Origin of the sequence: Kordia zhangzhouensis (assembly GCF_001005305.1) — a bacterium.
GTDB lineage: Bacteria > Bacteroidota > Bacteroidia > Flavobacteriales > Flavobacteriaceae > Kordia > Kordia zhangzhouensis.
On record NZ_LBMH01000003.1, the window covers coordinates 173363 to 191380 of the forward strand.

The following is an 18018-nucleotide window of genomic DNA, read 5'->3' on the forward strand; positions in this document are numbered from 1 at the left end:
GCTCTTATTTGTATCAATCAATCTTTAAGGATAGACTAAGGCCTCTTTTTACAATGGAGAAAGCTACCAAATTAAAAAAGCGAGCTATATATAGCTCGCTTTTGATCATTCAAATTTTTAAATAACGTTATAGTGCATTGTCCATAATGTCTTGTACAACTTCTGGATTGAGCAACGTACTGATATCTCCCAAGTTACTGGTGTCTTTACTAGCAATTTTTCGTAAAATGCGTCTCATAATCTTTCCACTTCGTGTTTTCGGTAAACCGTTGGTAAACTGCACTTTATCAAGTTTCGCAATCGGACCAATTTGCTCAGTAATGATTTGATTGATTTCTTTTCGCAAATTATCTTGATTACGACTTTCTCCAGTTTCTTTTAATGTGACATAACCGTATAATGCATTTCCTTTAATATCATGAGGAAAACCTACAATTGCAGATTCTGCTACCGCTGGATGCTCATTAATAGCATCTTCTATTGGAGCTGTTCCAAGATTGTGACCAGATACAATAATCACATCATCTACTCTTCCCGTAATTCGGTAATACCCTACTTCATCTCGTAATGCTCCATCACCTGTAAAATATTTATTTTCATACGCAGAAAAATAAGTGTCTTTGTATCGCTGATGATTTCCCCAAATGGTACGTGCCATACTTGGCCAAGGAAACTTGATGCAAAGTCGTCCATCTACTTGATTTCCTTTGATTTCTTGACCGTTTTCATCCATTAGTGCCGGCTGAATTCCAATAAAAGGTAATGTTGCATAGGTTGGTTTTGTTGGTGTTGCAAAAGCAATTGGAGTAATCATAATTCCACCTGTTTCGGTTTGCCACCATGTATCTACAATTGGTGCTTTTCGTTTTCCTACATTGTCATCATACCAATGCCAGGCTTCTTCGTTGATTGGCTCACCAACAGTTCCTAAGACTTTTAAAGAAGATAAATCGTGTTTTTCCAAATGCTCTACACCTTCTTTTGCCAATGCGCGAATAGCAGTAGGAGCTGTGTAAAATTGACTTACTTTATGTTTTTCTACAATTTCCCAAAATCGGCCAAAATCTGGATAACTCGGTACGCCTTCAAACATGACCGTTGTAGCACCGTTGCATAAAGGTCCGTAAACTATATAACTATGACCTGTAATCCATCCTATATCAGCTGTGCACCAATACACGTCTTTTTCACGATATTGGAAGACATTTTTAAAAGTATATGCCGTATATACCATATACCCTGCGGTTGAGTGCACCATTCCTTTTGGTTTTCCGGTTGATCCAGAAGTATATAGTATAAAAAGGGGATCTTCTGCATTCATAATTTCAGGAACACAATCGTGATAAGCTTCGTCCAATAAAGGTTGTAACCAATAATCGCGTCCTTCTTTCATTTTAATATCTGCATGAATTCTTTTTGCTACCAATACACTTTCTACACAGTCACAACTCTCCAAAGCTTCGTCTACAATTCCCTTAAGATCGATGGTCTTTGCTCCTCGATAGGAGCCATCACTAGTTATCACCATTTTACAAGTTGCATCATTGATACGTGTTGCCAAAGCAGTGGAAGAAAATCCAGCAAAAACAACCGAATGTATAGCTCCAATTCTGGCACAAGCCAATACAGCAATAGCTAATTCTGGAATCATTGGTAAATAGATACACACACGATCGCCTTTTTGAATTCCTTTTTCTTTAAGAACGTTCGCAAAACGACATACTTTGTCATGCAATTCACGATAAGAAATGTGTTGTGCTTCTTCTTTTGGATCATTTGGTTCAAAGATAATAGCCGTTTTATCGCCACGAATATGTAGATGACGATCAATACAATTTTCAGTAATATTCAGTTCTGCTCCTTCAAACCATTTTACTTCAGGTTTGGTAAAGTCCCATTCTAATACTTTATCCCAACGCTTTCGCCAAGTAAAATGTTCTTCGGCGATTTCTTCCCAAAAAACTTCTGGATTGCGAACAGATTTTCGATATACTTGATAGTATTCTTCTAAATGTTTTATGTGATAATTACTCATGGTTGATTATTTTTTATTTGTGAATGCCAATATGGTGATTTTTATATATGGCTTGTATTTCATTAATTATGGAAATATCGTCTATGGTTGATGGAATTTTGTATTCATTCGTGTCTGCTATATTTCGCAGTAATTTACGTAGAATTTTTCCACTACGTGTTTTTGGAAGACGATTTACGATTAATACATCTTTGAATGACGCTACAGCACCAATTTCATGACGAACTTCTTGTATGATTTCTTCTTGGATATTAGACGACAGTGAATTTTCGCCTGATTTTAAAACGATTAACCCTAAAGGTTTTTGTCCTTTAATTTCACAATGTACTCCAAAAACAGCGCATTCGGCTACAGATTTGTGAGAAGCGACAACTTCTTCCATTTCAGCAGTGGATAATCGATGACCAGCTACATTGATTATATCATCTACGCGACCAGTAATAAATATATAACCTTCGTCATCTTTGTAACCGCCATCACCCGAAAAATAATAGTCTGGAAAGCGTTCTAGATATCCTTTCTTGAATCGTTCTGGATTTCCCCAAAGATTTTGCAATGTCCCTGGTGGCAATGGCAACTTAACAACAACATACCCTTCTGTGTTTGGCAATACTTTTTTCCCTGCTTCGTCCACTATTTGAATGTCGTATCCGCAAACAGGAAAACCTGCCGAGCCTGCTTTTATTTTTTGCAATTCTACACCAGTCATATTTGCCAGCATTGGCCAACCACTTTCAGTTTGCCACCAATGATCGATTACTGGAACATTGAGTTGTTTTTGTGTCCAATTGAGAGTAGCTACGTCACACCGTTCTCCTGCTAAAAATTGATATCTTAAACAAGAAAGGTCAAACTGCTTCAATAATTTTCCTTCAGGGTCTTCTTTTTTAATTGCTCGTATTGCCGTAGGAGCTGTAAACATCACTTTGACATTATGTTCGCTGATTACACGCCAAAATGTTGAAGCATCAGGTGTTTTGATTGGTTTTCCTTCAAACAAAATAGTTGTATTTCTATTTAGCAAAGGTCCGTATACAATGTAACTATGACCTACAACCCAGCCCACATCACTTGCTGCCCAAAAAGTTTCCCCTTCATTGACACCGTATATATATTTCATAGAAAATTTTAATGCCGTGGCATAACCGCCTGTATCTCGAATGATTCCTTTGGGAGTTCCTGTAGTTCCTGAAGTATATAAAATGTATGAAGGATGCGTAGATTCTAATGGAATTGCTTCTGTAAATGTTGCATTTTTCACAAGAGAAGCATATGCTATATCGTAATTCTTTTGAGGAATGTCAACACCAAGTTTCCGATCGAAAACGATTACATGGTTAGGTTTGTGAGCTGCTTTTTCAATGGCTTCGTCAACATAAGGTTTGTAGGGGATAATTCGCTCAATTTCAATCCCATTTGAAGCTGTTATAATTGCTTTTGGTTTACAATCGTCAATACGAATGGCAAGCTCGTGTGGAGCAAAGCCTCCAAAAACCACAGAATGAATTACACCAATACGAGCACATGCTAGCATTGCATAGATTGCTTGTGGAATCATAGGCATGTATATGATACAAGTATCTCCTTTTTGTAATCCTAATTGCTGCAAGCCGCCTGCTAGCTTCGAAACTTCTACCTGTAATTCATTAAATGTAATGTATTGCTTTTTTTTAGTCACAGGAGAATCATAAATAATTGCATGTTGTTCTCCAAAACCATCATGAATATGTTTGTCAATGCACAAATAACTCAAGTTAAGTTTTCCATCTTCAAACCACTGAGGATACTTAAATGTATCTTTTGAAAGTATGGTATTTGGCTGCGTATGCCAATCTAGATGGTTTGCTTGTTCTTTCCAGAAAACTTCAGGATGTTCGATGCTTTTTTGGTAAAAATCTTGATATCTCATGATTTCGTTTTTTTGGAATGAAACAACCCAAACCAATTTGGATTGAGCACCTTAAGCTTGATCAGTGCCCAAATAATTACCACAAAACAAACTCCCATAACTATTGAGTTCATAGTACTTACATTTGCTTCGGCTTCATATTTGAATCGAACGAAGAGTGTTGCAATAACGTAGATAGTAATAATTATATCTGACGCTAAAGGATTGATACGTAGTTTCATGTCTTTAAACTTAAATTAAATATGATCTGTTTGCACACAAAACCAATATTTAAAAAGACGTAAAAGACTTTTTTAAGTAAGTAATTCCAGTATTTCTGAAATTATTTTTTTTACTGAAAAGGGTTTTGTTACATATTTATCAGCTCCAAGTTGTAACCCTTTTTCAATATCTGAAGCTTTATTTTTAGCAGTTAAGAACACTACTTTTGTATGTTCTAAACCTTTCGTTTGTTTAATATAAGTTAGCGTTTGGTAGCCATCTACATTGGGCATCATGATATCTAACAAAATGACATCAGGTGTCTGATATTTTAAGATTTCTAATGCTTCACTTCCGTCTCTAGCAATGAACACTTCAAAATCTTGCTTTTTAAACGCATATTCTAACGACATTACAATGTTTGGTTCGTCGTCGACAATTAAAATTTTTTTCATTGTTTTATAACTGACACCAATTTATGCAAAAGGTAGCGTAAAAACAAGCGTTGCGCCCTTTTTTACTTCTTTTTTTGCCCAAATTTTTCCACCGTGCTTTTCAACGATTTGCTTTGTAATTGCCAATCCCAAACCACTCCCTTGCGGCTTGATTGTATTTTGATGTTTTGATTGATAAAATTTATCAAAAATATAGTCGTGATCTTCTGGAGGAATCCCTTTTCCATTGTCTTGAACTTCAACTTCTACTTTATTATTACCCAATTTGCAATCAATAGAAACATGTCCATTTTCAACTGGGCAAAATTTAATCGCATTAGACAATAAATTTGTCAATACTTGAATGATTCGATCTTCGTCATACGGAATCATAACCGAATGTATTACTTTGTTGGTCACACGAATATTTTTCCTTGAAGCAATCTGTTGAATACTGGTTACTGCTTTTTCGATAGTTTTTTGTAAATCGTGTGATTGAACATCTAAGTGTAAGCGTCCAGTTTCTAATTTCTCAAAGTCTAAAATATTATTGATAAGTCTCGCCAAGCGATCTGAATCTTGTAGGATATTTTTTAAAAATTGATTTTTCACATCTTTTGGCATGTCATCATCGTCATCCATTAACAATTCAGTAGCAGCTCTAATACCTGTGATAGGCGTTTTTAATTCATGTGCCACGGTATCTAAAAATTCATCCTTTTGCTTGTCTTTTGTGATGAGTTCTTCATTGGCATTTTTGAGTTTAGAAGACAGTTGAGATAATTCTTCCGATTTTTCACGGAGTATTTTATTACTCACAATATTTTCTTTTGACTCTTCAAGAATTTTCAATACTTCTACCAAACTTATCTGTTCTTCTTTTACCACACTTGCAATTAGTATTTTAGCGGAAGCGCCTCCAATGCTTCCTGTCAACAGTTTTTCAGAAAAGTTAATTAATCGTGCATCTGCCAATTGCGTATCAGGTGATAAATTGTATTTGGTAAAAAATATTTTTAAAGCTCTAGCCGCTCGTTTTTCACCTAAAAAACGAGCTAGTACATTTTTAATATCTGTCACGTATGCTTCTCCTTTCCAAACCAAGGCACTATCTTGTAACGTATTAAAGTTACGGCTATCTACAAACATTTCTGCATAGTTTCGCTCCCGATAATTTCCTTTAGATGTCAGTGAAAATGTCAAATAACATAAAATATTAACACTCATACTCCAAAAAAAAGCGTGTGCTGGCGGACTTAAAAAGTGGATTCCAAAAAGCGCATGTGGCTTTGACCAGTCCATACCATTGATTCCGTGTTGAATAAAATCATCCGTTCCTGTATATGATTGTACAACAAATGGTAATACCAAGGTATAGAACGTAATCAGTGTTCCAGAAATAATCCCTACAACTGCTGCTTTTGATGCACCTCGATTCCAAAACAACCCTATGAAAAAGGAAGGTGCCAATTGTGAAATAATAACAAATGAAATTAAACCGATTGAATAGAGAGACAATTCTTTGGAAAAAGAAATGTAAAAGAAATACGCACCAATAATGATTAGAAAAATAGAAATGCGGCGTATGTTTTTGATATACTTTGCATTGCGTTCGGGCTGATTTTTAATGAATTTATCCAAAAAACCATAAGGAATAATCAAGTTGTTACTTACCATAATTGATAATGCAAGCGTCGAAACAATTACCATAGAAATAACTGCTGAAAACCCTCCGAGAAAGACCAAGGTAGCTAAAAATGAATTACCGTTTTCCAGCGGCAATAATAGTGTGTAATATTCAGCATTTTGAGTGCTTCCGAATGTTAATTTTCCTGCCCAAGCTATAAAAATAACAAAGAAATTGAATAATAGTAAGTACAGAGGAAATAGCCAAATAGCTTTCTTTAAGTATTTTTCACGTGTATTTTCTAAAACAGTTACCTGAAATTGTCTAGGCAATAAAAATATAGCCATAAAAGCGAGTGCAATCATGAATAACCAATCAAAGCCATTTTCCACACTTCCCAAGGTTACTAGCTTAGAAAAACCTTCCATACTTTCAGACATTTGCTGGTAAATGTCTGTTGTACCATCAAACAAGTAAAAAGTAATATATACGCCAATTATTAAAAAGAAAATAAGTTTTAAAATAGATTCAAACGCTACCGAGGCAATAATCCCTTTGTGTTTTTCGGAAGCGTCCGTGTTTTGAGTTCCAAAAAAAGTAGCAAAAATTGCCAAAAGCAAAGCAACATAAAAAGTAGAGTCATCAAATACAGTCGTAGATACATAACTAGTTTCATCAGCCATAATTTCAAAAGTTTCCGAGACTGCTTTCAATTGAAGCGAAATGTAAGGAAGTGTTCCTAGTAAACAAACTATGGTAACTAATGCTCCTAGAAAACGATTGTTTCCGTAACGCAGTGAGATAAAATCGGCAATGGAAGATATTTTGTGTTGTTTTGAGATCCGGATAATCTTTCGAAGTACAACTATCCATAATGGTGCCGCAATTACAGGTCCAAGGTAAATAGGTAAAAAGTTAATGCCTGAGTTTGCTGCTATTCCAATGCTTCCGTAATACGTCCAAGCCGAACAATATACAGCCAATGAAAATGTATATACATATGGATTATTAACCCATTTACTTTGTCGCTTTTTTTCTGCTAAAAACGCAATGTAAAATAGAACCGCTAGGTAGCTTATAATAATACATACAAGCGTATAATTATTCATAATGACGTTTTAAAACAATGTACGAAATAATGATTGAGAGTAACCATACAGAGAAAATCGAAAAGTAGAAAGTTGGCACGCCTAAAAAAGCTGTATCACTATTAAAAGTAAGAGCAAAAGGAATGTTAAATACCAAGAACAATGCAATTGATAAGACTACTAATTTCTGTTCGTGTCGCTTTTTCATGGATTTATTGTTTTCTACTTAAAAATAGGAAAAAATCAACACTATGACGATAGTGTTGATTTTTAAACTAACATATTACAATTTACTAAGGTTTAATGAACAGAAGCTTCTCCAGCTCCTGAAGGGATTCGGATGTTCTCTACCATTTCTTGCACATCTTTTGGTGGTGCAGGCGTTACTCTTGAAACAACTACTGAAACCACCACATTCACAATCATGGCAATGGTTCCAAAACCTTCTGGCGATGTTCCAAACCACCACTCGCTTTTAGGCAGCGGCTCCATCACTCCTACTAATCCTGTTTTGTATCGAATCATATAAAACAGCATTAATAAAATACCTACAACCATTCCGGCTACTGCTCCTTCTTTATTCATTCTTTTATCAAATATCCCAAGAATTATTGCTGGGAAGAAAGAAGCTGCTGCCAATCCGAATGCTAAGGCGACGACGGCGGCGACAAATCCAGGTGGATATATTCCAAATAAACCTGCAATGATGATTGCTACTAAGATTGAAATACGAGCTGCTAGTAATTCACCTTTTTCTGAGATGTTTGGTTTTAATTGCTTTTTAATCAAATCATGCGAAATTGATGTTGAAATTACTAAAAGTAATCCTGCAGCTGTTGATAAAGCCGCAGCCAATCCACCAGCTGCAACAAGCGCAATTACCCAGTTAGGTAATCGGGCTATTTCTGGATTTGCCAATACCATAATATCTCTATCAACATACAACTCATTAGTTTCAGTACTAGCATTAGTGATTAAACGCTCTCCGTGAGTTCCTCTTTGGTCAGTTTCTGAATATATAGGTTTTTTACCATTTAGTGCATTTCCTGCAACATACTGAATTTTTCCATCTCCGTTTTTGTCTGCCCAAGCAATTAACCCAGTATTTTCCCAGTTTTTAAACCATTCTGGAATTTGTTGATATTCTTTATCACTTACAGTTTCTATTAAATTTGTTCGAGAGAAAACTGCAATAGCTGGTGCTGTTGTATATAATATTGCAATAAATAGCAATGCCAAACCTGCTGATTTACGAGCATCTTTTACTTTTGGTACGGTAAAGAAACGCACAATTACGTGTGGTAATCCTGCTGTTCCTACCATTAACGCTAGTGTGATTGCAAATACATCCCAAGTAGATTTGGTTCCACTAGTATACTCGTTAAAACCTAATTGTGTGTGTAATGCATCTAATTTGTCGAGTAAAAATACATTGGGCTCCACTTCTCCACCCATTCCAATTTGAGGAATTATATTTCCTGTCATTTGCATAGAGATAAAGAATGCAGGTACCATAAATGCAAAGATTAAAACACAATATTGCGCTACTTGCGTATACGTAATTCCTTTCATTCCGCCTAAAAAAGCAAATACCAATACTACCGCCATTCCGATAACTACTCCGAGGTCGATATCTACTTGCAAAAATTGAGAAAATACAATCCCTACACCGCGCATTTGTCCAGCTACATACGTAAATGACACAATTAACGCACAGATAACGGCTACGGTTCTAGCTGCGTTTGAATAATACCGATCTCCAATGAAATCAGGGACAGTGAATTTTCCAAATTTTCGCAAATACGGTGCTAATAATAAAGCTAATAGCACGTATCCTCCTGTCCATCCCATAAGGTACACAGAGCCATCATAGCCTGCAAATGAAATAATTCCCGCCATGGAGATAAACGAGGCAGCACTCATCCAATCAGCTGCTGTTGCCATACCATTTGCTAGAGGAGAAACACCTCCACCAGCTACATAAAATTCTTTTGTTGAACCCGCACGAGCCCAAATTGCTATTCCAAAATATAGGGCAAAAGTAATCCCTACCAAGATCCAAGTCCACGTTTGTACACTCATAATTTTTATTTTTAAGATTTGTTAGGGTTACTCATCAAAACCGTATTTTTTATCTAATTTGTTCATTAACCGTACGTATACAAAGATGAGAATTACGAATACGTAGATAGAGCCTTGTTGTGCAAACCAGAAACCTAGCTTGAATCCTCCTAGTCTAATTTGGTTAAGCTGTTCTCTGAATAGAATTCCACAGCAATAGGAAACCACAAACCATATCGATAGTAAAATAAGAAGGTATTTGAGATTTGCTTTCCAGTACGCCTTTGCGCGTTGTTTTTGATCACTCATAGTTGGTTAGTTTTTATAGGTAAATCATTGCTTGTAGGGTAAGTGTCCCGACAGCATCAGAGTTTCCGTATTTTGTATTAAAATATTCTAGTGATAATTTGGAATGATGTCCACTAAGGTAAGTGTTTAGTCCAACACCAAATGAGGTTGCATTATCGTCAATAGCGTCTATTTTTCGAGCGTCAAATTGTACATACGGTTGGAATTTTGTTTTCTTATCTGATGGCAATACATATCCAACGTGTCCATGTAATAGCGAACCTGTTTCGTAAGTTCTTCCAAGTGTATAATTTTTACCATAATCATTGAATTGTGCTAGTGCATATGCTGTAATTGCGCCACCTTTTTTACCAATAGGCGCATCATAAAAAGCATCTATTCCAAATATAGTAACATCTTCTCCAGAAAGTTCTCCTGCAGTATTCGCAACAACAGATCCATTTGGGTGATAAAAGAAACCTGCTCCTATATTAAATACCTTTTTCCCACCAAGGTAACTACCCACTTTATATGGTAAAAAGTTTGATTCTTGATCAAAAAAGTGAAAGTCAAAATATCCTGCATACGTTCTACCCGCATCTTTCGAGCCTAACAAACGTCTTCCTGCATAAACTGCATTTCCATCAGGAACTGGATTGGCCGTTTCTTGCAAGTTATTGGTTACTGCGTCATTAATTGCCAAGCGATATTGGAATCGTTCAAATTTTCCTTTAAAATAGACTCCCATGTGACGTGCAAACTGGTCAGATAGTCCAATAGTAGCCCAAGCTTGACGCTGATTATCTAACGTCATCATATTCAGCGTACTTTGATTGTTGAGTCTTGAGATTCCATTCCAATAGTGCAAACCTCCTCCAATAGCATGGTTTTTATTGAAGTTAAATTGTCCCCAAACACCGTGAAAGAAAAGCTGAGAACGATCGCCAGTTCCTATAGGAGACATATTATCTCCGTTCAAACTATTAAGTCCAAAATGTGTAAGAATTAAAAATTTTTCATTGAGTTGAGCATACATCAATACACGTGCTCTACGGATACTAAAGTTTACATCACTTTGCTCATTCCCATTAGCGTCTAATGGTCTATCAGAATTGTATTGCGTCCAAAATTGTGCCCAAGAAATAATTCTAAAATATTTAGAACCATCTTCATTAAGCTTCACTTTCATTCCGCCAGAATAATCAGGTGCGCCCTGAGCGTTCACATATTGAAAGGAAATCAGAATACATCCTATCAATAGGTAGGTTAGTTTTTTCATTCGTTTTAAGAGTTAGTTAGTTATAAAATTGGTTTTGTGTGCATTACGAAACTCTTAAAAACAATTTTAGAAACGAAAACCTATATACTTTTTTGGAAATTTAATATACTAATCTCTAAATCGTTCCCACTTGATTAGCATAAACTTGTCTCCTAATTCAGTTACAATTACACCTGCTCCTTTGATGTTTTTGGGATTTTGAAAATACATCCCTAGTTCTGTTGCATTTAATATTTTGTACGTAGGATGGTAATTTGTATTATATGGACGCTTAATGTTGTACTTTTTTACCCAGTTCATGATACTGACATGTGAAATTCCTAAAATACGTTCAATTTCACGATAGGTTAATCCTTCCAGATACAATTGAAGCGATTTGTTTACATAGTAATCATCAATTTTTTTTCCTAATTTATTGACAGAAAAGAAATAGTTGCATTTTTTACACTTATACCGTTGACGATCGTTTATAATACCACTTTTTATATATTGATCAGAACCACAATTAGGACACAAGTCTATTTTCATAACTACATTTTTGTTACTATACTAATTTAGCATAAATATATCAATTTAGCAACAATTGCTTTACAAATGCTTTTTCCCTAAGATGAAAAACCTCTTCATAAGAACTAAAGTTGGGAAAAACACAAGCAATCTATTGTAAGGTATAAGTACTTTTAGCACTCTAATTTATTTGTGAAAAAATCATTTTGCTCGTCTTTGGGAAAGAATATCTACAAAAGTGTATTTCTAATTTTCATAATACACTTCTTCATATGTAATGCCAAAAGTATATGTATTTAAATACAGCGGCTGATGAAGAATGATTTCTTCGTCAATATTCATAAAATCATACAACTCCTCCTTTACATCTATAGTTTTGTAGGTTGTTTTTAGCTTATACTTTATGGTAAGTCTATTATTGTTCTTTATAGTCACATACGTTTTATCTGTGATAAAAGTCGTGATCATTTTTTTACGATTAGAGTCAATTGATTTTTTATAGTTTAGATATAATCGTATCAGTTTGTATAGTTGGTAAAGTAAAATAATTGGAACTGGAAAGATAAATAATAGCAAAAAAGGGAATCCATAATACCATAACCCAATAATAGGAATACTAAGAAAGCCCATTATTCGAAGTCGGTAGTTTCTTTTTTGTGTATAATACTGATGTAAATTATCTACTTCCCGTTTTTGCATTGGAGCTTCTTTTATTTTGGATGCCGGATAGTTGGCATGTGTAAAGCCTTTATGTAACGATTTTTGTTGTGTTTTTTCTCCTTTCTCTAACAATTTATAATCTAATAAAATTCCAGACTTAGGAGTCATCTCAAAATAAACATAATCACCTACACTTACTTCATTAAACATTTTATAGTCTATTTTATGTTGTGTACCATGTACAGTAATGTAGTAATATCTTTTGGTGCTACTACCACTTGAACGAGCTCCTCGCGCACCAGTGCCGTGTACTCTATTGGAACTGCTTTTTTTAATATCCAATCTTTTATCTTCTATAATCCCCTCGATGACATTTTTTACTCCGCTTCGCGCATCTTTGATGGTAGACATAAACATGTAGCCAATTATAAAAGTAAAAACAAGTCCAATAATCCCAAACATAATGAATGGAATAGCTCCAAAACCGTCATTACTTTTAAGCGTTGAAGAAATAAAATAAAAAATAGCTCCAAAAAGACAAATGGCAAAAAAGGCTATAATAGAAGTGAGTACAAGCTGCTGCTTAATCTTTTTTTTGTCTCGTTGACTCAGTGGTTTTTGAGTTATTTGCGACTGAGTTTCAAAAGTTACATCATTGATTGATGAGTTTTCTTTCATCATTATTTTTTATTAAAACTACAATTTTTACTCTTCATTAGAAAATAAAAAAAAGCCTTATTTTAAAAAGAATAAGGCTTTTAGTAGTTGCTTTTTTGAATCGAGTTTTACGATGAAAATTTAAAAACTGTATTGAATAAATGCAGAAAAATTTCTTCCAGGATCATTAATTGGTTCGTTACCGAAGCCGTCTAAGTTTCGAAAAGAAAAGTTCAAATGATTATTATATTCTTTATCAAATATATTAAGTGCCGCTACTCCAATGGTTACTTTTTTTACGGGCTGCATACCAAAACGTAAGTCGAGGGTTTGATAACCAAGTGTTTTTTGTTCCCTAAAAGAAGTTGAAATGTGATCTTGGCGTGACGTGACGTTGTAATTTGCGCGTGCCCAAAATTTTTCTTTTTCAAAAAGGAGTTCAAAACTACTGGTTAATGGAGGTGTTAATGGCAAACTCTCACTAAGGTCTTTATTTTTACTGTATACATAGGCTACATTCGCACTGAAAGCTAGATCTTGTAGCACATCAAAACCGATACTTGCTTCGATACCTGTTTTGTATGCGTTTTTAATATTTGTAAAACGTTTTACTTCTTGCGGCTGTGCCATCGGCATGAATTTTCTTGACAAACTTGGATCTACCACTGCTAGTATTGTATTATCAAGATTTGCATAAAACCCTGAAAAAGAATAGTTCAAAAAACTATCGTTATTAAAAAGCCATGTTTTTCCTTTAATCCCAATTTCAAATTGATGGTTTACTTCTGCTTTTAAGTTTGGGTTTCCAACATATTCAAAGGCATCTTGCCCTACAGTAAAGTGATTGATAAAACGCTCAATCATGTTGGCAGAACGAACACCACGACCATACGCTACTTCTAAAATTGTTTCTTCAGAAATATATTTTTTAATCGAAATAGTTCCTGAGATGTTATGCTCATTACGTTTTGTTAAATCATATATTGCTGCAAAATCATCTTCTGGATCTTTAATGTCAGATGTAACCAAATCGTATCGCAAACCTGCAGTTATGATAGTTGTGCTATTTAGCGCATATTTGTTTTCGGCAAACACGCCAAAATCGTTCACATATGAATCTTGCCAGATTTTGTCAACGAAATTTACAGGTTGTGGCAAAGGCATACCCATCATGTTTCGTTTTACCAATCGATCTCTATTTCCATCTCTTGCAATTAGTAATGCATCCACTCCTGTAAATAAGGTCCAATTTTTTGTTGGAGTTAAGGTCATTTCAAGTTTTCCTCCTGAAGTAGTAGCTTCAATCGAAGAAACAGCTTCTGTCATCATAAAATTAGGACGTCTTTTATTCGACATGATATGATCTACATACGAATAATACACCTTTGCGTTAAATTCATCAATACTATTCGATTGAGGTGCAAGTCTATAATCTACTGATAAAATACTACTGTTGTCTTCGTCAGTGTCCATTGGCAAACCAGCATGCAACACATCTCGTCCAAACGATTGACGCCAATGTATTTGTAAGCGTTGATTATCTTTTGGATTGAAACCAACTTTTATTCCGTAATCTGCACTTCTAAATGCAGATGGAATTTCAAGTCCAGTACCATCTTCGTAGTTTCCAAAGTCACGATATCCTCCATTGGCTGTAATATCATAAGTGCCTGAGACATACTGTATCTTTCCCATAGAAACAAACGAATTTCCATTGGTTTCATATCCAGAATTTATAGAACCGTGCCACCCTTTTTCTTGGAAATTGGTTTTTTGAGTTACCAAATTGACTACACCTCCATAATTAGCTCCATACCGCACAGAATAAGGGCCTTTTATTACTTCTATTTTTTCTATTTCTTCAGGAATTACATGTGTAGTAATTGGATCCATACGGTTAGGGCATGCGTGCATGGCTTTTGTACCACCATCAAATTGAATATTTAATTGTTCGTATTGAGAAGCTCTAAAAGAAGGATCAATTGCGTAGTTTCCTCTTTTTATTAGCGAAAATCCAGTAAGGTAGTTAAAAAGATCTGCTACGTTTTTAGGCTGTACAATATTTTTTTCCGTTTCAGTCTTGACAATAGTCAATACAGGATCTTTTTTAGGATTTCCCTGAATGAGAACTTCGTTTAATTTGATTGTTTTTGTAATTGTATCTTTCGGGTTTGTCGTATTTTCTTGACTATAACTAATATAGCCAATGCAAGCGCACACTAACGCTAAAATCATTTTTTTCATTATCGTTTTTTTTTACAATAGTTAGGTGAGAGCAGTTCAAATGAATGCCCTATTAAGTGAATTCTTTTTTATATGTAAAAACGATTATTTGGCGGATGAAAAATGGAATGATTTACTTGAAAAGTATATAAATTAGTATAGTAGAATAGTGTTGTAGATTCTTGAATTTCTGTAGAATTTACCTCAAATACCGCTTTATTTGGATAAAAATATAAAAGGATATTTTTAAGGTCTAAATTGACCACAGGAAGTGAATCATCTTTAGAAGATTCGAGTTGATTTTGTGTTACCTTTTTTAAATAACATTTTCCATTACATTCAAGCTCAGGCTTATCTGTATTTTCGCAAAAAAGAGCCGTAAAATTGTCTGGATTGATAAAGTAATACGAATACACAATCGCTGTTTTTATACTACTTATAAAAACGATAAAACCAATTATATATATGATTGCAATTCGTGTAAATTTCATCGCCGGCAAAAATACAACGAAAAGTTAGTTTAGAATGTGATGAAAGTCACCTAATTTATACTTTTTAGTGTTAAAAAAAGGCTCTAGAAATTACCTCTAAAGCCTTTTGTATTTTAAATATCTTTTTTGGCTAAATACCAAGTGATTTTTTCTACAGAATCATCTGCCAACCGTTCATTTAACGCATCTAACGATTTTGGCGGTGGACAAATTGCCTTATCACCTCTTTTCCAATCTAATGGCATTGCAACTTTGTATTTGTCTGAAACTTGTAATGCATCTAGTACACGTAAAATTTCATCCATATTGCGACCTACATTTAATGGATAGTACATAATTAATCGTACTTTTTTGGATGGATCAATGAAGAAAACAGCGCGTACAGCTGCGGTTTCACTTTCATTGGGTTGTAGCATTCCGTACAACTTTGATACTTTCATATCAATATCTGCAATGATTGGAAAGTCAAAATAAACCCCTGTATTTTCTCTTACATTTTGTACCCAACCTAAATGTGCATGAATACTATCAATACTTAATCCTAGCAATTCTGCATTTAATGCGTCAAATTCAGCTTTTCTTGTAGCAAATCCACTCATTTCCGTTGTACAAACTGGCGTAAAATCTGCAGGATGCGAAAACATTACAATCCATTTGTCTTTGGCAAAATCTGACATTTTTATGTTTCCTTTGGTAGTCACTGCTTCAAAATCAGGAGCAATATCTCCAATTCGTAACATGGAGTTTTTTGGCTCTTGTACTTGTGTTTCTAAGTTCATTTTTTATAGTTTTTTGTTATTGATTTTATTTTACACTATAAAATTAATTTATATTTAAACCATTTGCAGCAACTTAAGTTACATACGCTTTGTATTTTCTTTTGATTGCTCATTTTTTATGTGTGTCTTAGTATTGGTTACAATTGATAGGTAAGTGTCGTTTCCCAAATTTGATTATTGATTTGTAAATTTTCTTTCATCACGTAAATATCATGATATCCAGTGCGGACATTGATATGATTGTTGGCGCGAAATGACAAACCAACAAATATCCAGTTTTGCTCAAGCTTTTGTGGTCGCAATTGATTTTCTAAGTTAAAGAAAGCCTCGTCATAGACAATTAAGAAGATTGGATGACTTGCTTTTTTATGACTTACAGGAATACTGATTTGAAATCTATATCGAAAACGGTTTTTGTAGTTAGTTCCTTGAGTTTCGTAACTTCCAAGTTCATTTTGAACTGTATTTGCAATGAATCGTTCTTCCAAGCGCAAACGATGTTTAAGAGAAAATACTGTGAGCTGATGTTTAAAAGTTAGCTGTTGAAATATATTATTTTCAATTGCATTAATAGGAGAACTGAAAGAAGCAAAAGCATAGTTTTTTATAAAGCTATAGCCAATTGCAATATCTGCATTTTTTTCAAATTTGTAATGAATGATAGGTCGAATAATAAATTGTTGCCAATCGCTTTGAAAGTTGGTACGTCGTACATTAAACTCTGAGTTTATAAACCATTGATCATTCAACTTTTTTTGAATATTTAACGTATTCCAGTTGCTAAAGTGTGTTACCTTTTGATCTTGTGCATTTGCATGTAAAGTTAGCAAGAGCGCTATTCCAAATAATAGAAACGGTGTATAGTAATTTTTAAAGTCTTTCAAAGCAATGTTGCCATTCATTTTCTCGGTTCGTTTCTATGCTTTATTTTGCCATTAGACTCTTCTTCTATATGTTTTTTGAACCAAGTTGGTTCTTCAATTTTATGATCAAACATATACTCTGCAATGCTTTTAATCTCTTCTTCTGTAAAGGGTTGATACGGCATAACTCCAAATCGCCTTACAGCACCTCTCATTCTCGATTTTTCTTTGCTGGGTTTTTTGACAAATTCCCAAATAGCATTCGAAAATTCATTTTTTGAAATATCATCGGTAATGTAGTGAGATTTAATAGCAACCATAGGCGGCGCTATTCTTTGATCGTGATCTGCTGACGGATGATGACAAATATAGCATTTGGTTTCCATCAGTTTTTTTCCAGGATGCTCTCCTGCAGACGTATTGAGTAAACTTGTCTCGTTTGAAACGAGTACGTAGTTGCGTGTTTTTGAATCTTGGCAACCAATTAATAGGAGAAACAACAGAGCCAAAAGAATACGTGTAGAATGCTTCATTTTTACGATTATTTTAGAGAAATTAGAGTTGTAGACAGAATCACTTCATTTTTCCGGAAGCACAGCTAACAAATGATTTGGCTTTTGTAAGGATTCCATTAGTATCATCAATAGAAGGATATCCTAAAGTTTTCAATTTTTCTTTTACTTGTATAGCTACTTCTGTGTTTTCAGCTTCAAAAGAAACACTAGCAGTTTCATTATTGACTTCAATTTTTGAAACACCTTTTAATTCAGATAATTTGGAAGTGATTGTTTTAGCACAACCGCCACATTTTAAGTTTTGTACTATGATGGAAGTTTTCATGTCTTTTTTTTATTATGAGTGCAAGTTAGTAATAGGCGTTAACCCAAGCAGTAACATGAGTTACACACTATAGATT

At 34.5% G+C, this 18018-nt stretch carries 17 protein-coding genes; all 17 read right to left on the reverse strand.

Features of this window, described 5'->3' with window-relative positions:
* Nucleotides 1-127: 127 nt before the first annotated feature.
* On the reverse strand, nucleotides 128-2035 hold the full coding sequence (gene acs / locus AA088_RS04120) for an acetate--CoA ligase (RefSeq protein WP_046743689.1): 1908 nt from the start codon (nucleotides 2033-2035) through the stop codon (nucleotides 128-130).
* A 13-nt stretch (nucleotides 2036-2048) separates the two neighbouring features.
* Nucleotides 2049-3944, reverse strand: coding sequence for an acetate--CoA ligase (locus AA088_RS04125; protein ID WP_046743690.1), 1896 nt, complete (start codon nucleotides 3942-3944; stop codon nucleotides 2049-2051).
* On the reverse strand, nucleotides 3941-4165 hold the full coding sequence (locus AA088_RS04130; protein WP_046743691.1) for a hypothetical protein: 225 nt from the start codon (nucleotides 4163-4165) through the stop codon (nucleotides 3941-3943). Before AA088_RS04130 ends, AA088_RS04125 begins: the two co-directional genes overlap by 4 nt.
* 72 nt (nucleotides 4166-4237) lie before the next feature.
* The gene (locus AA088_RS04135) at nucleotides 4238-4600 is read right to left on the reverse strand and encodes a response regulator transcription factor (RefSeq protein ID WP_046743692.1); all 363 of its coding nucleotides are present in this window, start codon (nucleotides 4598-4600) and stop codon (nucleotides 4238-4240) included.
* A 21-nt stretch (nucleotides 4601-4621) separates the two neighbouring features.
* Nucleotides 4622-7315 carry an ATP-binding protein gene (locus tag AA088_RS04140; protein WP_046743693.1) on the reverse strand — a complete coding sequence of 898 codons (2694 nt, stop codon included), beginning with the start codon at nucleotides 7313-7315 and terminating at the stop codon, nucleotides 4622-4624.
* The gene (locus AA088_RS04145) at nucleotides 7308-7502 is read right to left on the reverse strand and encodes a hypothetical protein (protein ID WP_046743694.1); all 195 of its coding nucleotides are present in this window, start codon (nucleotides 7500-7502) and stop codon (nucleotides 7308-7310) included. Before AA088_RS04145 ends, AA088_RS04140 begins: the two co-directional genes overlap by 8 nt.
* A 92-nt stretch (nucleotides 7503-7594) precedes the next feature.
* Nucleotides 7595-9376 carry a sodium:solute symporter family protein gene (locus AA088_RS04150; RefSeq protein ID WP_046743695.1) on the reverse strand — a complete coding sequence of 594 codons (1782 nt, stop codon included), beginning with the start codon at nucleotides 9374-9376 and terminating at the stop codon, nucleotides 7595-7597.
* Between the two features lie 27 nt (nucleotides 9377-9403).
* Nucleotides 9404-9664 (reverse strand): DUF4212 domain-containing protein, encoded by a 261-nt coding sequence (locus tag AA088_RS04155; RefSeq protein ID WP_046743696.1) that lies wholly within the window; start codon nucleotides 9662-9664, stop codon nucleotides 9404-9406.
* A 13-nt stretch (nucleotides 9665-9677) separates the two neighbouring features.
* Nucleotides 9678-10922 (reverse strand): hypothetical protein, encoded by a 1245-nt coding sequence (locus AA088_RS04160; RefSeq protein WP_046743697.1) that lies wholly within the window; start codon nucleotides 10920-10922, stop codon nucleotides 9678-9680.
* Between the two features lie 108 nt (nucleotides 10923-11030).
* Complete coding sequence (locus AA088_RS04165; RefSeq protein WP_046743698.1) at nucleotides 11031-11450, reverse strand: transposase-like zinc-binding domain-containing protein; 420 nt, start codon at nucleotides 11448-11450, stop codon at nucleotides 11031-11033.
* A 225-nt stretch (nucleotides 11451-11675) separates the two neighbouring features.
* The gene (locus AA088_RS04170; RefSeq protein ID WP_156168398.1) at nucleotides 11676-12770 is read right to left on the reverse strand and encodes a hypothetical protein; all 1095 of its coding nucleotides are present in this window, start codon (nucleotides 12768-12770) and stop codon (nucleotides 11676-11678) included.
* Nucleotides 12771-12887: 117 nt separating this feature from the next.
* On the reverse strand, nucleotides 12888-14990 hold the full coding sequence (locus AA088_RS04175; protein ID WP_046743700.1) for a TonB-dependent receptor domain-containing protein: 2103 nt from the start codon (nucleotides 14988-14990) through the stop codon (nucleotides 12888-12890).
* A 68-nt stretch (nucleotides 14991-15058) separates the two neighbouring features.
* On the reverse strand, nucleotides 15059-15460 hold the full coding sequence (locus AA088_RS04180; protein ID WP_046743701.1) for a hypothetical protein: 402 nt from the start codon (nucleotides 15458-15460) through the stop codon (nucleotides 15059-15061).
* A gap of 113 nt (nucleotides 15461-15573) precedes the next feature.
* Nucleotides 15574-16239, reverse strand: coding sequence for a peroxiredoxin (locus AA088_RS04185; protein WP_046743702.1), 666 nt, complete (start codon nucleotides 16237-16239; stop codon nucleotides 15574-15576).
* 137 nt (nucleotides 16240-16376) lie between these two features.
* Nucleotides 16377-17141: a DUF2490 domain-containing protein gene (locus AA088_RS04190; protein ID WP_052752778.1), complete on the reverse strand. Its 765-nt coding sequence runs from the start codon at nucleotides 17139-17141 to the stop codon at nucleotides 16377-16379.
* A complete protein-coding gene (locus AA088_RS04195; RefSeq protein WP_052752779.1) occupies nucleotides 17138-17635 on the reverse strand; it encodes a c-type cytochrome in 498 nt (165 codons plus the stop codon). The genes AA088_RS04190 and AA088_RS04195 overlap by 4 nt, the downstream gene beginning before the upstream one ends.
* A gap of 40 nt (nucleotides 17636-17675) precedes the next feature.
* Nucleotides 17676-17942, reverse strand: coding sequence for a heavy-metal-associated domain-containing protein (locus tag AA088_RS04200; RefSeq protein WP_046743703.1), 267 nt, complete (start codon nucleotides 17940-17942; stop codon nucleotides 17676-17678).
* Between the last annotated feature and the right edge of the window lie 76 nt (nucleotides 17943-18018).

Excerpts from the sequence above, each read along its gene's own strand:
- AA088_RS04135 (WP_046743692.1), bottom strand. The coding sequence starts at position 4,600 with ATGAAAAAAATTTTAATTGTCGACGACGAACCAAACATTGTAATGTCG.
- AA088_RS04150 (WP_046743695.1), bottom strand. The coding sequence starts at position 9,376 with ATGAGTGTACAAACGTGGACTTGGATCTTGGTAGGGATTACTTTTGCC.
- AA088_RS04125 (WP_046743690.1), bottom strand. The coding sequence starts at position 3,944 with ATGAGATATCAAGATTTTTACCAAAAAAGCATCGAACATCCTGAAGTT.
- AA088_RS04200 (WP_046743703.1), bottom strand. The coding sequence starts at position 17,942 with ATGAAAACTTCCATCATAGTACAAAACTTAAAATGTGGCGGTTGTGCT.
- AA088_RS04170 (WP_156168398.1), bottom strand. The coding sequence starts at position 12,770 with ATGATGAAAGAAAACTCATCAATCAATGATGTAACTTTTGAAACTCAG.
- acs (WP_046743689.1), bottom strand. The coding sequence starts at position 2,035 with ATGAGTAATTATCACATAAAACATTTAGAAGAATACTATCAAGTATAT.
- AA088_RS04155 (WP_046743696.1), bottom strand. The coding sequence starts at position 9,664 with ATGAGTGATCAAAAACAACGCGCAAAGGCGTACTGGAAAGCAAATCTC.
- AA088_RS04140 (WP_046743693.1), bottom strand. The coding sequence starts at position 7,315 with ATGAATAATTATACGCTTGTATGTATTATTATAAGCTACCTAGCGGTT.
- AA088_RS04185 (WP_046743702.1), bottom strand. The coding sequence starts at position 16,239 with ATGAACTTAGAAACACAAGTACAAGAGCCAAAAAACTCCATGTTACGA.
- AA088_RS04175 (WP_046743700.1), bottom strand. The coding sequence starts at position 14,990 with ATGAAAAAAATGATTTTAGCGTTAGTGTGCGCTTGCATTGGCTATATT.
- AA088_RS04165 (WP_046743698.1), bottom strand. The coding sequence starts at position 11,450 with ATGAAAATAGACTTGTGTCCTAATTGTGGTTCTGATCAATATATAAAA.
- AA088_RS04130 (WP_046743691.1), bottom strand. The coding sequence starts at position 4,165 with ATGAAACTACGTATCAATCCTTTAGCGTCAGATATAATTATTACTATC.
- AA088_RS04145 (WP_046743694.1), bottom strand. The coding sequence starts at position 7,502 with ATGAAAAAGCGACACGAACAGAAATTAGTAGTCTTATCAATTGCATTG.
- AA088_RS04180 (WP_046743701.1), bottom strand. The coding sequence starts at position 15,460 with ATGAAATTTACACGAATTGCAATCATATATATAATTGGTTTTATCGTT.
- AA088_RS04195 (WP_052752779.1), bottom strand. The coding sequence starts at position 17,635 with ATGAAGCATTCTACACGTATTCTTTTGGCTCTGTTGTTTCTCCTATTA.
- AA088_RS04190 (WP_052752778.1), bottom strand. The coding sequence starts at position 17,141 with ATGAATGGCAACATTGCTTTGAAAGACTTTAAAAATTACTATACACCG.
- AA088_RS04160 (WP_046743697.1), bottom strand. The coding sequence starts at position 10,922 with ATGAAAAAACTAACCTACCTATTGATAGGATGTATTCTGATTTCCTTT.